Raw genomic sequence first — 14,454 nt, 5'->3', positions numbered from 1 at the left:
GGCGGGACTCCTAAGCGGGACGCCTAGGAAAGACCTTCGGGGGGCGTTAGTCCAATAACAATTGAATAAGCGCGTGAGAGACCCCCTCACCCGGATTGCCAAGTCGAATTGCAAGGGCAATTCGGGCAATCCGACCTCTCCCCAAGGGGAGAGGAGCTTGCACCGGCGCTGACCTCTTCTCCCCTCGGGGAGAAGTTGGCCGCGAAGCGGCCGGATGAGGGGGAGTGGCTCGACCTCAGACGATACCGCCGGAACCACCTGCGACTGCAGGCCGTTCGGCCGCGACCTTGGCGCGGTAGCCCGCCGCCCGATAGGCGGCGACCGGATCGATGGCGCCACCGGTCTTCAGCCGCGCCATGGCCAGGACCGGCTCGACATCGGTGCGATAAGCAGCCTTCAGCGTCTGCGTCGCCATCAGCGCGTCGTTGGCCTCCTGGAAGCCTTCGAGCGCCTTGCGGTCGACCAGCAGCGCCTGCGCATAGGCGCGCTGGACCTCGACCGCCGACAGCATCAGGCTTTCGATGGGGTCAGTGACGTTGTGGCTCTGGTCGAGCATATGGGCCGGGTCGAATCCATCGGCGCCGGATAGTTCGGCATCGACCAGTTCGTTGAAGACGAGAAAAAGCCGGTAGGGGTCGATCGAACCGGCATCGAGGTCATCGTCGCCATATTTCGAATCGTTGAAGTGGAAGCCACCGAGTTTCTTGAACTGGATCAGCCGCGACACGATCATCTCGATGTTGACGTTGGGCGCATGATGGCCGAGGTCGACGAGGCAGAACGCCTTGTCGCCCAACTCCTTGGCGATGATGTAGTTGGTGCCCCAGTCCTGGACGACCGTGGAATAGAAGGCCGGCTCGTACATCTTGTGTTCGGTGAACAGCTTCCAGTCGGCCGGCAGGCCGGCATAGACCTCCCGCATGGCATCGAGATAGCGCTCGAAGGCCTTGGCGAAATTGACCTGGCCGGGGAAGTTGGAGCCGTCGCCGATCCACACCGTCAGCGCCTTGGACCCAAGCGTCTCGCCGATCTCGATGCATTCGAGATTGTGCTCGACGGCTTGCCGGCGAGCGCCGGCATCGGCATGCGACAGCGAGCCAAATTTGTAGGAGAATTTCTGGTCCTTCGCGTCCGAGAAGGTGTTGGAATTCATGGCATCGAAACCGAGACCGAAGCGGGAGGCCGCCTGCTTCAGCCGGTTCGGATCGGCCTTGTCCCACGGAATGTGCAGTGAGACGGTCGGGGTCGCCTGCGTCAGTTGGCTGATGACGGCGCAGTCCTCGATCTTGTCGAAGATGTCGCGCGGCTCGCCGGCACCGGGAAAGCGGGCAAAGCGGGTGCCGCCAGTGCCGACACCCCAGGAGGGGATCGCGACCGCGAATTTCTCGACCTTGTCCCTGATGGCATCGATGGCGATGCCGCGGCGGTCGAGGCGCTCGCGGAGCGAGGCGTAGTCACGCTCGAGGTCGGCCTTGCGCGCGGCATTATTTTTTTCGACGACGTCGGCCGAGATGATCAATTCGGACACTGCTGTTCCTCCCAGTACTCGCACGGCTGGCGCCGCCCCTCATCCGCCCTTCGGGCACCTTCTCCCCGTAGAACGGGGAGAAGGAAGCTCAGCGCGTAAAGCTCTGCGCGTTGCCGGCGTCGACGTTGATGATGTTACCCGTCGATTTGGCCGACATGTCGGAGGCCAGGAAATAGATCGCCTCGGCGATGTCTTCCGGGAAGACGGAGCGCTTCAGCATCGAACGCGAGCGGTAGTGCTCTTCCAGATCGTCGGTCGACATCTTGTAGGCGGCGGCGCGCTGTTCCTTCCACTCGCCTGTCCAGATCTTCGAGCCGCGCAGCACGGCGTCCGGGTTGACGACATTGACCCTGATCTGGGCTTCCGCGCCTTCCAGCGCCAGGCAGCGGGCGAGATGGATCTCGGCGGCCTTGGCGGTGCAATAGGCAGAGGCGTTGGGCGATGCGGCAAGGCCGTTCTTGGAAGCGACGAAGACGATATTGCCGCCGATCTTCTGTACCCGGAACAGCCGGAATGCTTCCCGCGAGACCAGGAAATAGCCGGTCGACAATATGTCCATGTTCTTGTTCCACAGCGCCAGCGTCGTCTCCTCGATCGGCGCCGAGGAGGCTAGCCCTGCGTTGGACACCAGGATGTCGATGCCGCCGAACTCGACCGCCGTCTCGGCAAAGCCGGCGACGACCTGGTCTTCCGAAGTGACGTTGATCAGCACCGGGCGGACGAAATCCTTGCCATAGGTCTTGGCCAGTTCCTCATTGGCGCCCGCGAGCGCCGCCTCGTCGATATCTGCCAGCACCACGCAGGCGCCTTCGCGCAGCAGCCGGTTGGCCGTCGCGCGGCCGATGCCGCCGGCGCCGCCGGTGACCAGCGCGATCTGGCCGGCGAGCGACTTCGGCTTCGGCATGCGCTGCAGCTTCAGGTCCTCCAGCAGCCAGTACTCGATGTCGAAAGCCTCCTGCGCGGGCAGGCCGACATAGGAAGAGACGGTGGAGGCGCCGCGCATGACGTTGATGGCGTTGACGTAGAACTCGCCCGAGATGCGCGCCGTCGCCTTGTCGCCGGCGAAGGTGAACATGCCTACGCCGGGCATCAGGTAGACCACGGCGTTGGGATCGCGAATGGCGGGTGAATCCGGATGCTTGCAACTGTCGTAATAAGCCTGGTAGCCGACGCGATATTCGGCAATGTCGTCGGCGAGGCGCGCGATGACGGCATCGACATCAGGCTTTGCCGGATCGAATTCGATCACCAGCGGGCGGATCTTGGTGCGCAGGAAATGATCCGGGCATGAGGTGCCGAGTGCAGCCAGCGGGCGCAAATTCTTCGAGTTGACGAATTCGAGCACGGCGGCCGAATCGTCGAAATGGCCAATCTTGTGGCTCTTTTCCGAGATCAGGCCACGGATTTTCGGCATCAGTTTCGCAGCGATGTCGCGACGAGCCGAAGCGTCGAGCGACTTGACCACTTCGCCGCCGAAGATCGCCACACCCTCGGAGCGGCGCTCGAACCATTCGATCGCCTGGTTGATTACCGATATCGTCGTCTCGTAGCACGCCTTGGGCGTATCGCCCCAGGTGAACAGGCCGTGGCTTTCGAGGATGACGCCCTTGGCTTCAGGGTTCTCGACACAGAATTTTTCCAGCCACAGGCCAAGTTCGAAGCCGGGACGCTTCCATGGCAGCCAGCCGATGGCGTCGCCGAAGATTTCCTTGGTCAGCGCCCTGGAATCCTTCGCTGCGGCAATCGCGATGATGGCATCGGGATGCATGTGGTCGACAAAGGGCTTCGGTACGTAGGCGTGCAGCGGCGTGTCGATAGAGGCCGCGCGCGGATTGAGGTTGAAGGTGCAGTGGGGAAGATAACCCACCATCTCGTCCTCGTGCTCGACGCCGCGATAAAGCCCCTTCAGCGCCTGCAGCTTGTCCATGTAGAGGGTGGCGAAGCCATCAAGCTTGATCGAAGCGCTGTCGCCGCCCGATCCCTTGACCCACAGCACTTCCACATCCTGGCCGGTGAGCGGATCCTTCTGCCATATCTTCGAAGAGGTGTTGCCGCCGCCATAGTTGGTGACGCGCTTGTCGGAGCCGAGCGTGTTCGAGCGATAGACCAGAAGCTCGGGATCGCTCATCCCCTTGGCCTTCGCATCATCCCACAGATTGGCGAGGCGCGAGCCGGAGCGCTTGTCGAGCATAGGTAATCCTCCCTGGGGACGCAAAAAAACGCGGTCCATTTTGTCGGGAATGTCTACGCAAGACACAAACTTGTCAATCACAAACGATCAAGATCGATCATATTGCACTGCACAATGAAATTATATGATCGGAAATGATTGACACTGCTCGTTTTGGGTGCCTAGATGGCCAGGCAGGGAGGAACCATGCACGAAAAAGAGCGCCACAGGATCATTCTGTCCGCCGTCCAGGAAAAACCTGTGGTGACGGTGCAGGAAATGGTCGACCTGACGGAGTCGTCCGAGGCGACGATCCGGCGCGATATCGCGGCTCTCCATGTGCAGAAACGCCTGCGCCGTGTGCGCGGCGGCGCCGAGGCGATATCGCCGCCGCAGTTCATCGGGCTGGCCGGCCGGCCCTTCTCGGTCAACGAAACGCTCAACGCCGCGCAGAAGCGGGCCATCGCCCGCGAGGCCGTGGAACTGTGCAAGGACGGCGAGCCGATCATCATCAATGGCGGCACCACCACCTTCCAGATGGTGCATTTCCTGACCGGCCGCCGCATGCCGATCTTCACCAATTCGTTCCCGATCGCCGAGCACTTGCTCAAGCACTCCAAGAACACGGTGATGCTGTCGGGCGGCACGATCTACCGCGAGCAGAACATCATCCTGTCGCCCTTCGACAATGACGTGACGCGCAATTTCTACGCGCGCCGCATGTTCATGGGTGCTCAAGGGTTGGGGCCTCTCGGCCTGATGGAAGGCGATCCGCTGCTGATCCAGGCGGAGCAGAAGCTGATCGACCAGGCCGACGAACTGGTGGTGCTGGTCGATTCCTCGAAATTCCGCAAACGCTCCAGCCTGATCCTGTGCGGTCTTTCGCGCATCGCCACCGTCATCACCGACGACGGCATCGAGGACCGCGAAGCCAAGATGCTGGAAACCGCGGGGGTGACGCTGATCGTCGCCCGCAAGTCGACAAAGGAAGAATCTTCACTGCAGGCCTGAGACCAACTCACGCCCGCAGCGGCGATGGAATGCAACGCTCAAGGGAGGATATCAGATGAGCATCTTGAAGAAATTGATGGTGACGGCGGCCTTCTCGGCCGCCATGTTCGTGAATGCCGCCTACGCGGAAAACGTCAAGATCGCGCTGGTGGTCAAGTCGCTCGGCAACGGCTTCTTCGATGCCGCCAACAAGGGCGCCGAAGAGGCCGCCAAGGAACTCGGCGACGTCGACATCATCTACACCGGCCCGACCAAGGCGACCGCCGAGGCGCAGATCGAAGTTGTCAATTCGCTGATCGCGCAGAAGGTCAACGCCATCGCGATTTCCGCCAATGACGCCGACGCCCTGGTGCCGGTGCTGAAGAAGGCCATGGAGCGCGGCATCACCGTCATCTCCTGGGATTCGGGCGTCGCCAAGGAAGGCCGCCAGCTTCACCTCAACCCGTCCGACACCGGCCTGATAGGCGAGACCATCATCAAGCTCGCCGCCGACTATCTGCCGGAAGGCGGCGACGTCGCCATCCTGTCGGCCTCCTCGACCGCGACCAACCAGAACTCCTGGATCGAAGCGGCCAAGAAGGTGCTGCCGGAGAAGTTCCCCAAGATCAAGCTGGTCGCCACCGTCTATGGCGATGACGACTCGGCCAAGAGCACCGACGAGGCCAAGGGCCTCTTGAAGTCCTACCCGAACCTCAAGGCGATCATCGCGCCGACCACAGTAGGCGTCGTTGCCGCCGCCCAGGTCGTCACAGACGAGAACCTGATCGGCAAGGTCAACGTCACCGGCCTGGCGCTGCCGTCGGAGTTCAAGAAGTTCATCGACAACGGCGCCAGCCAGGCGGTTGCGCTGTGGAACCCGATCGACCTCGGCTATTCCGCCGTCTACCTCGCCCATGACCTGGCGGTGAAGAAGGAAGAAGCCAAGCCGGGTGCGACGCTGTCGATCGGCCGTGTCGGCAAGGTCACGCTCGACGACACCAACTCGGCCGCCATGGCTCCGCCCTTCCAGTTCGACAAGTCCAACATCGAGAAGTTCTCCAAGATCTATTGATCACTGAGTTTTTCAAGCTGACGCGGCGGGAGTCACATCCCGCCGCGACTTCAAACGGACCTAGTTTCAGGGCTTGATACGGATATGGACACGACGGCCCGACACAACGAGACAAAGGAGCGGCCTCCGGCCTCGGCTCCACGCCTGACGCTGTCCGGCATTTCAAAAAGCTTTCCCGGCGTGCGGGCCCTGCACAATGTCAGCCTGTCGCTCTATCCGGGTCAGGTGACCGCGCTGATCGGCGAGAACGGCGCCGGCAAGTCGACGCTGGTCAAGATCATGACCGGCATCTACCAGCCCGATGCAGGCACCATCAGCATTGACGGACAGGCCGTCACGCTGCCAAGCGCGCACGCCGCCTTCGGAATTGGCGTCACCGCCATCCATCAAGAAACCGTGCTGTTCGACGATCTCAGTGTCGCCGAAAACATTTTTCTCGGCCATGCGCCGCGCACGCGCTTTGGCACCATCGACTGGCGCATGATGCGCAAGAATGCGCGCGAAGTGCTCGACACCATGCATGCCGGCCATATCGACGCCGATGCGCGGCTCAGGGATCTCGGCATCGCCAACAAGCATCTCGTCGCCGTCGCGCGCGCCATGTCGATCGACTCTGGGATCGTCATCATGGACGAGCCGACGGCCGCCCTTTCGATGAAGGAGATCGAGGAGCTGTTCCTGCTCATCGCGTTCCTCAAGGAGCAGGGCAAGGCGATCCTGTTCATCAGCCACAAGTTCGACGAGATCTACCGCATCGCCGACCGCTACACGGTCTTCCGCGACGGCGAGATGGTCGGCGAAGGGCTGATCAAGGATGCCGGCCAGAGCCAGATCGTACGCATGATGGTGGGCCGTTCGGTCGACCACATCTTTCCGCAGCGCAAGGCTGAAATCGGCGCGCCGGTGCTTTCCGTTTCCGGCCTCTCGCATCCAACTGAGTTCAACAATATCGGCTTCGAGCTGCACAAGGGCGAAATCCTCGGTTTCTATGGCCTTGTCGGCGCCGGGCGCAGCGAGGTGATGCAGGCGATATCCGGCATCACCCGCATATCCGGCGGCACGATCACGCTGGAAGGCAAGGCAATCGCGCCGAAATCGGCCGCGGATTCGATCGGGGCCGGCATCGTCTACGTGCCGGAGGAGCGCGGCAAGCAAGGCGTGGTGATCGGCCTGCCGATCTTCCAGAATGTTTCGCTCCCATCGCTCGCCCGCACCTCCAAATCCGGTATGCTGCGGCTCGCGGAAGAGTTTTCGCTTGCCCGCTCCTACACCGAGCGGCTGGACCTGCGCGCCTCTTCGCTCAGCCAGGATGTCGGTACCCTCTCGGGCGGTAACCAGCAGAAGGTGGTCATCGCCAAATGGCTGGCGACGACGCCCAAGGTCATCATCCTCGACGAGCCGACCAAGGGCATCGACATCGGCTCCAAGGCCGCCGTGCACGGCTTCATGGCCGAGCTCGTCGCACAGGGCCTCTCGGTGATCATGGTGTCGTCGGAACTGCCGGAGATTCTCGGCATGTCCGATCGCGTCGTGGTCATGCGCGAGGGCCTGGTCGCGGCGGTCTACGACAATAAGGGACTGGACGCCGAGACGCTGGTCCGGACGGCAGCGGGAATCGCGGCATGAAGGCTTTCCTGAAATACCGCGAAATCTGGCTGCTGGCGGCCATCGCCGTGCTGATCGGACTGATCTCGATGCGCTTTCCGGGCTTTGCCGACCCCGGCAACCTGCGCCAGGTGTTCAACGACACCTCGATCCTGATGATCCTGGCGCTCGGCCAGATGGTCGTTATCCTGACACGGTCGATCGACCTGTCGATGGCCTCCAACCTGTGCTTCACCGGCATGGTGGTAGCGATGCTGAACGCGGCCCATCCGGCGATCCCGATCCCGCTGCTGGTCGTGATCGCGCTTGCCGTCGGGCTGGTGCTCGGCGCCATCAACGGCCTCTTGGTTTGGCGGCTGAACATCCCCTCGATCGTGGTGACATTGGGCACGCTGACCATCTATCGCGGCGCCACTTTCGTCATTTCGGGCGGCGCCTGGGTCAACGCCGACAAGATGAGCCCGGATTTCATCGGCTTTCAGCGCGCGGCCTTGCTTGGCATTCCGGTGCTGTCCTGGATCGCCATCCTGGTCATCGCGCTGTTCTTCGTCTTGATGACGCGTACCGCGCTCGGCCGCTCGATCTATGCCATCGGCGTCAATCCGACGGCATCGGTCTATACCGGCATCGATGTCGGGCGCACGAAATTCATCGTCTTCTGCATCTCCGGCATGATCGGTGGCCTCGCCGGCTATCTCTGGATTTCGCGGTATGTCATCGCGTCGGTCGAGGTCGCCAACGGCTATGAGCTCAACATCATCGCCGCCTGCGTCATCGGCGGCATCTCGATCGCGGGCGGCATCGGCTCGGTCGGGGGTGCGGTGCTCGGCGCATTGTTCCTCGGCATCATCTCCAATGCGCTGCCGGTCATCAACATCTCGCCCTTCTGGCAGATGGCGATTTCGGGCAGCGCCATCATCCTGGCCGTGGTGCTCAACGCCCGCGGCGAACGCCAAAAGGGGCGGATTATTCTGAGGAAGGCGGAGGCATGAGCGGGACGTTGAAGTGCTCCCTTCTCCCCGTCACTATACGGGGAGAAGGTGCCGGCAGGCGGATGAGGGGCGGCGCTTACGGTGCAAACAGGATCGTTGCGAATAGCAACGGTCCGATTTGCCTCGGCCGGAACTCGCCGCATACGTTGAGCACCTCCGAACATTGGCGCCGCCCCTCATCCGCCCTTCGGGCACCTTCTCCCCGTATAGTGACGGGGAGAAGGGACGCTCTTTGCGACGGGCAGCGCCAGCGTCTGGAGCATGCCGCATGACCGATACCCCCGCCCCGCGCCACATTCCCGACCGGCTCGACAAGCCGCTCTCTTCGGCGATCTTTTCCTGGGAAGCGCTGCTGGTCGTGGTGGCCATCGCCATATTCGCCATCAACAGTTTCGCCTCGCCCTATTTCCTCGACCCCTATTCGCTGTCCGATCTGACCTTCAACTTTACCGAGAAGGGCCTGATCGCCTTTGCCATGGCATTGCTCATCATCTCTGGCGAGATCGACCTGTCGGTGGCCGCCATCATCGCGCTCGCCTCGACCATGATGGGCATGGCGGTGCAGGCCGGCGCCGGCACGCCAGTGCTTGTTTTGATCGGCATCGTCGTCGGCCTCGGCTGTGGCGCCTTCAACGGGCTGCTGGTGACGCGGCTCGGTCTGCCTTCCATCGTCGTCACCATCGGCACGATGAGCCTGTTTCGCGGCATTGCCTTCATCATCCTCGGCGACCAGGCCTACAAGGGCTATCCCGAAAGCTTCGCCTTCTTCGGCCAGGGCTACGTCTGGTGGGTGGTGTCGTTCGAACTGGTGCTCTTCCTCATCGCTGCCGTCGTCTACTGGTTCCTGTTGCACCGGACGAGTTTCGGCCGCCGTGTCTTCGCCATCGGCAACAACCCGGTCGCGGCACAGTTTTCAGGCGTGCGCGTCGGCCGCATAAAATTCATCCTGTTCTGCCTGACCGGGCTGATGTCGGGCATCGCTTCGGTGCTGATCACCTCGCGGCTCGGCTCGACGCGACCGTCGATCGCACAGGGCTATGAACTCGAGGTGATCACCATGGTGGTGCTTGGCGGCGTCAGCATCCTTGGCGGCGCCGGCAGCATTCTGGGCGTCGTGCTCGCCGCCTTCATCATGGGGCTGGTGACCTTCGGCCTCGGCCTGCTCAACGTGCCCGGCATCGTCATGTCGATCTTCATTGGCCTGCTGCTGATCATCGTTATCGCCCTGCCGATCGTCTGGCGACGGCTGCGCGGGGGACGCCTAGCCTGATGTCCGAGAAATGCGCATTCAAGATGATGCTCAAACCCGGCATGAAGGCCGAGTACAAAAAGCGCCACGATGAAATCTGGCCGTCGCTTGTCGCGTTGCTGAAGCAGGCCGGCATCTCCGACTACTCGATCCATCTCGACGACGAGACGAACATCCTGTTCGGCGTGCTGTGGCGGCGCGATGGTCACGGCATGGCCGATCTGCCGAAGCATCCTGTGATGCAGCGCTGGTGGGCCCATATGGCCGACACCATGGAGACGAAACCGGACAACGAACCAGTGGCCGTTGCGCTGGAAATAATGTTCCATATGGAATGAGCGCGATCCGCCACGTCGCCGTCATCGATATCGGCAAGACCAACGCCAAGGTGGCGCTGGTCGATCTCGCCACATTGAGCGAGGTGGCGCTGCGCCGCGTGGCGAACGCGCCGTTGCGGCAAGCGCCCTACCCGCACCACGATGTCGAAGCGCTGTGGGCGTTCACCCTCGACAGCCTTGCCGACCTCAACCGCGAACAGCGCATCGACGCCATTTCAATCACCACCCATGGCGCGACCGGCGTGCTGGTCGATGCTCCCGGCGAACTCGTGCTGCCGGTTCTCGACTATGAATTCGACGGCCCCGATGAACTCGCGGCGGACTATGACGCGATCCGCCCGCCTTTCGCCGAGACCGGCACGCCGCGCCTGCCGCTCGGCCTCAATCTCGGTGCGCAATTCTTCTGGCAGCAACAAAGTTTCCCGACGGAGTTCGCCAGGGCCGCCGCGATGCTGATGTACCCGCAATACTGGGCGCTGCGTCTGACCGGCGTCGCCGCCAACGAGGTCACGTCGCTCGGCTGCCACACCGATCTGTGGAACCCCTGGACAGCGGATTTTTCAGCGCTGGTCGACCGCCTGGGCTGGCGCGACCTGATGGCGCCCGTGCGGCCGGCCAGGGACCGCCTTGGCCCGATCCTGCCCGTGCTTGCGCAGCGCACCGGGCTCGATCCTCAAACGCCTGTCTTTTGCGGCCTGCACGATTCCAACGCCTCCCTGTTGCCGCATCTCCTGTCCGACGCCCCGCCCTTCTCGGTGGTCTCGACCGGCACCTGGGTGGTATCGATGGCGGTCGCCGGCAGGACAGTGGCGCTCGACCCGGCAAGGGATACGCTGGTCAACGTCAACGCGCTCGGCGATCCCGTGCCCTCGGCGCGTTTCATGGGCGGCCGGGAATTCTCGCTGCTGACCGAAGGCGCGGCGCAGGACTGGAGCGACAACGACGTCGCCGCCGTGCTGGCGCGCAAGACCCTACTTTTGCCTTCGACCCAGCAGGGCTCAGGGCCGTTTCCGCACCATGCGGCCGCATGGCGCAAGGGCGAGGCCATCCCTCCCGGCCAGCGCTTTGCCGCCATTTCCTTCTACCTGGCGCTGATGACCGCCACTTGCCTCGACCTGATCGGCGGCGGTGGCCCGACGACGGTCGAGGGACCCTTTGCGCGCAACCAATTGTTCAGGCGGATGCTTGCCGCGAGCACTGGCCGTGCGGTCATCGCATCGGAAGCCGCGACGGGCACCAGCATCGGGGCCGCCCTGCTGGCATCGGATCAGGGAGCCGCGCATGGTAAGGGCCAAACACAAGAGCCGCCGGCCGATCCGGCCTGGGCGGAGTATGCGCGCGCGTGGCAGGCGGCGGTCGAGGCAGTTGGCTGATCAGAGGATCCGCTTGCCGAAGGCCGACATGACGAAATTGACCGCGTCGATTCGGCGACACCGCCGCGGCATGGCGCGCGCCACTTGCGGCATGCCGCACATACCCTTGGTGACGCCGAACACCTTGATATGAGACAGCGCGCAGCGCTCGACGATGGTGCGCGCGTTGCACTCAGTGCGGCCAAGGTCGATGGCGACTTGCGGGCCCGACATTTTATCCCCTGTAGACCAGTCCCTGCGGATCGATCTCCGGCTTGCGGCCGGCAACGAGGTCGGCGAGGAATTTTCCCGAACCGCAGGCCATGGTCCAGCCGACATGGCCGTGGCCTGTGTCGAGATAAAGGTTGCGGTATTTCGCCTGGCCGATGACCGGCACCGAGTTCGGCATCATTGGCCGCAAACCGGCCCACAGCTCCGCCTTCTTCTCGTCGAAGGCGCCGGGGAACAGGTCCTTGCCGGTCCTGAACATGGTGGCAAAGTCGCTGGGCTTGTGGGTGCGGTCGAAGCCGGTGAATTCTGCGGTCGAAGCCAACCGCAATCGATTGCCAAGCCGCGAATAAGCCATCAGCTGGTCCTCGTCGGCGCCGCCCATGGTCGGGCCCTTGCTCTCGTCATCCAGGGGAATCGTCGCCGTATAACCTTTCACGGGATAGACCGGCAGGTCGATGCCGTAGCGACGGCCGAGCAGCCCACTTTCCGGACCCATCGATAGGACGACGGCGTCACCGGTGACCGGTCCGGCCGAGGTCATCACGGCGCGCACCCGGTCGCCCTCGATGTCGAAGCCCTCGACCGTGGTGCCGTAGCGAAACCTCACGCCGAGCTTTTCGGCGGCATAGGCGGCCAGATTTTCCACGAACTGCCGAGAATCGCCCGTCTGGTCGATCGGCGAATAGACGCCGCCGGCGATCTTTTCCTTGACGCCTGCAAGGCCCGGTTCCAGTTCGACCAGCCGATCGCGGCCGACGATCTCGATCGGCAGGCCATGCTCGGCCAGATAGCGATAATTGTCGGTGCCAGTGTCGAGGCTGTGCTGCGAGCGGAAGAAATACAGGATGCCCTTCTTGCGCTCGTCATAATGGATGCCGGTGTCACTGGAGATGGCGTTGATGCAGTCGCGCGAATAGAGCGCGAGCCGCAGCTTGACCCGGCTGTTGGCGCGCAGGCGGGCCACCGTGCACTGGCGCAGGAAGCGCAGACTCCAGGCGAGGAAATAGGGATCGAAGCGCAACCGCACCTTGATGCCGAGATCATGATTGTAGAGCCCGCGCAGGAAGGTCTTAAGTGCCGCCGGCGAGGCCCAGGCGGTGGCATCGCCCGGAGACACCAGCCCGGCATTCGACTGGCTGGTGCCCCGCGCCGGCGCCGGATGGCGCTCGATCACGGTGACCTCATGGCCGTCGGCGGCCAGGTAATAGGCGGCCGCCGTACCGACGACGCCGGCTCCAAGCACCGTTATCTTCATGCCATCCCCCAAAGCTCTTCCCGGCACGGCGCCTCCACGCCGTGTCGCGAATGCTTCCATAGCGCGTCGCCACGCGCCTTGCGAGCCCTTGGAGAAAGCGAGCTCAGCCCCGTGCGGAATTCTTGCTGGTCAGGATGCGCTCCCAGGCCAGCGCGTCGTTGACGATCTGGTCGAGATCGTCGCGCTGCGGGGTCCAGCCGAGTTCGGACCGCGCGAGATCGGAATTGGCGACCACCGCCGCGGCATCGCCGGGACGCCGGTCGCCCATCCTGACCTCGAAATCATGCCCGTAGGCGCGCCGCACGCTGTCGATCACTTCGAGCACCGAATAGCCATGGCTGTAGCCGCAATTGGCGACGAGGCTGGCGCCGCCGGCGCGCAGCCGCTGCAAGGCAAGGCGATGCGCGGCGGCCAGATCGCTGACATGGATATAGTCGCGCATGCAGGTGCCGTCGGGCGTCGGATAATCGGTGCCGAAGACCTGCATGAAGGGACGCTTGCCGAGCGCGGTCTCGCAGGCGACCTTGATCAGATGGGTGGCGCCCGGGGTGGACTGGCCGGTGCGGCCCTTCGGGTCGGCGCCGGCGACGTTGAAATAGCGCAGCGCCGTGTAGCGAATGTCGTGCGCAAGGCCCGCGTCGCGCAGCATCCACTCGCTCATCAGCTTGGACAGGCCATAAGGCGATTCGGGCGCCAGGCGGGCATCCTCGCGCACCGGTTCCAGGCCGGCGCCGCCATAGACGGCAGCTGTCGAGGAAAAGATGAAGTTCGGCACGCCTTCGCGCACTGCAGTTTCAATCAGCGTGCGGGTCTTCGAGGTGTTGTTCTCATAGTAGGCGAGCGGGTCGGCGACCGATTCCGGCACCACGATGGAGCCGGCGAAATGGATGATCGCGTCGACCTTGTTCTCCCTGATGACCGAGCCGACCAATTCCTTGTCGGCGACATCGCCGACGACCAGCTTTGCCTCCGGCGCCACGGCCCATTCGAAGCCGGTGGAAAGGCGGTCGAGAACGACCACGCTTTCGCCCGCATCCAGCAATTCCCAGACCATATGGCTGCCGATATAGCCGGCGCCACCTGTCACCAAAACCGCCATCCAAATCCTCGCTTACCCAGATTTATCGGAAACTGTCTCAACAACCGCCTTACTGGAAAGTCCGCCGTCTGCCCATTAAAACCTAAGGTAACCAGCGTTCACTTGATGTGGCATCGTGCGGAAACAAAAGTGAACCAAAGAGCGTGCCACGGATTGGGAATAGGCCACGATCCGCCATCGTTAGGAACAGGTCCGGGGCGTGGCATTTTGACCAAATCGGCCCGGTGGACGACCAAAACACCAATGATTATGATCCCGCGCAAAATTGGGAAGCCTACATGAATTACCAGCGGTTCTTCGAGGACGCGATCGACCAGCTCCATGCCGAGCGTCGCTACCGCGTCTTCGCCGATCTAGAGCGCATCGCGGGCAAGTTTCCGCGCGCCATCTGGCGTTCCAACGGCCGCGCCGAGGAAATCACCGTCTGGTGCTCCAACGACTATCTTGGCATGGGCCAGCACGCCGACGTCATCGCCGCGTTCCAGAGCGCGGCCGGCAAGATGGGCTCTGGCGCCGGCGGCACCCGCAACATTTCCGGCACGTCCAACCCGCTGGTCGAACTCGAGCATGAGC

Annotated in this window: 12 protein-coding genes and 1 pseudogene; 8 read left to right on the top strand and 5 right to left on the bottom strand. The window is 63.1% G+C overall.

Features of this window, described 5'->3' with window-relative positions; translation table 11 throughout:
• Positions 1–235: 235 nt before the first annotated feature.
• Both rhaI and EN851_RS27075 read right to left on the bottom strand, forming a co-directional pair.
• A complete protein-coding gene (gene rhaI, locus EN851_RS27080) occupies positions 236–1,528 on the bottom strand; it encodes an L-rhamnose catabolism isomerase (RefSeq protein WP_135930361.1) in 1,293 nt (430 codons plus the stop codon).
• An 88-nt stretch (positions 1,529–1,616) separates the two neighbouring features.
• Positions 1,617–3,719: a bifunctional rhamnulose-1-phosphate aldolase/short-chain dehydrogenase gene (locus tag EN851_RS27075; protein WP_127276988.1), complete on the bottom strand. Its 2,103-nt coding sequence runs from the start codon at positions 3,717–3,719 to the stop codon at positions 1,617–1,619.
• 186 nt (positions 3,720–3,905) lie between these two features.
• Here EN851_RS27075 and EN851_RS27070 point away from each other — a divergent pair, with 186 nt between their 5' ends.
• The 7 genes from EN851_RS27070 to EN851_RS27040 all read left to right on the top strand — a co-directional run bounded on the left by EN851_RS27070 (position 3,906) and on the right by EN851_RS27040 (position 11,317).
• The gene (locus EN851_RS27070; protein WP_027145694.1) at positions 3,906–4,709 is read left to right on the top strand and encodes a DeoR/GlpR family DNA-binding transcription regulator; all 804 of its coding nucleotides are present in this window, start codon (positions 3,906–3,908) and stop codon (positions 4,707–4,709) included.
• 55 nt (positions 4,710–4,764) lie between these two features.
• A complete protein-coding gene (rhaS, locus tag EN851_RS27065) occupies positions 4,765–5,760 on the top strand; it encodes a rhamnose ABC transporter substrate-binding protein (RefSeq protein WP_127276986.1) in 996 nt (331 codons plus the stop codon).
• Positions 5,761–5,844: 84 nt separating this feature from the next.
• Positions 5,845–7,386 (top strand): sugar ABC transporter ATP-binding protein, encoded by a 1,542-nt coding sequence (locus EN851_RS27060; RefSeq protein ID WP_135930360.1) that lies wholly within the window; start codon positions 5,845–5,847, stop codon positions 7,384–7,386.
• Positions 7,383–8,357 (top strand): ABC transporter permease, encoded by a 975-nt coding sequence (locus EN851_RS27055; RefSeq protein WP_127276982.1) that lies wholly within the window; start codon positions 7,383–7,385, stop codon positions 8,355–8,357. The genes EN851_RS27060 and EN851_RS27055 overlap by 4 nt, the downstream gene beginning before the upstream one ends.
• A gap of 268 nt (positions 8,358–8,625) precedes the next feature.
• The gene (locus tag EN851_RS27050) at positions 8,626–9,627 is read left to right on the top strand and encodes an ABC transporter permease (RefSeq protein WP_135916984.1); all 1,002 of its coding nucleotides are present in this window, start codon (positions 8,626–8,628) and stop codon (positions 9,625–9,627) included.
• A complete protein-coding gene (rhaM, locus tag EN851_RS27045) occupies positions 9,627–9,944 on the top strand; it encodes an L-rhamnose mutarotase (RefSeq protein WP_135930359.1) in 318 nt (105 codons plus the stop codon). The genes EN851_RS27050 and rhaM overlap by 1 nt, the downstream gene beginning before the upstream one ends.
• A complete protein-coding gene (locus EN851_RS27040) occupies positions 9,941–11,317 on the top strand; it encodes an FGGY-family carbohydrate kinase (RefSeq protein WP_135930358.1) in 1,377 nt (458 codons plus the stop codon). The genes rhaM and EN851_RS27040 overlap by 4 nt, the downstream gene beginning before the upstream one ends.
• Here the strand turns inward: EN851_RS27040 and EN851_RS27035 are convergent, their stop codons facing one another.
• The 3 genes from EN851_RS27035 to galE all read right to left on the bottom strand — a co-directional run bounded on the left by EN851_RS27035 (position 11,318) and on the right by galE (position 13,881).
• Positions 11,318–11,530 (bottom strand): hypothetical protein, encoded by a 213-nt coding sequence (locus tag EN851_RS27035; RefSeq protein WP_210234942.1) that lies wholly within the window; start codon positions 11,528–11,530, stop codon positions 11,318–11,320. It abuts the gene before it with no gap.
• A 1-nt stretch (position 11,531) separates the two neighbouring features.
• Positions 11,532–12,782 (bottom strand): D-amino acid dehydrogenase, encoded by a 1,251-nt coding sequence (locus EN851_RS27030; RefSeq protein ID WP_135930357.1) that lies wholly within the window; start codon positions 12,780–12,782, stop codon positions 11,532–11,534.
• Between the two features lie 103 nt (positions 12,783–12,885).
• Positions 12,886–13,881 (bottom strand): UDP-glucose 4-epimerase GalE, encoded by a 996-nt coding sequence (gene galE / locus EN851_RS27025; protein ID WP_127276972.1) that lies wholly within the window; start codon positions 13,879–13,881, stop codon positions 12,886–12,888.
• Between the two features lie 278 nt (positions 13,882–14,159).
• Between galE and EN851_RS27020 the strand changes: the two are divergent.
• Positions 14,160–14,454: pseudogene (locus tag EN851_RS27020) on the top strand (5-aminolevulinate synthase); the annotation flags it as partial.

It is taken from the genome of Mesorhizobium sp. M8A.F.Ca.ET.208.01.1.1, from assembly GCF_004791315.1.
Taxonomy (GTDB): Bacteria; Pseudomonadota; Alphaproteobacteria; order Rhizobiales; family Rhizobiaceae; genus Mesorhizobium.
Note: the sequence above shows the minus strand (reverse complement) of the source record. Positions and strands in the feature narration are given on the sequence as shown.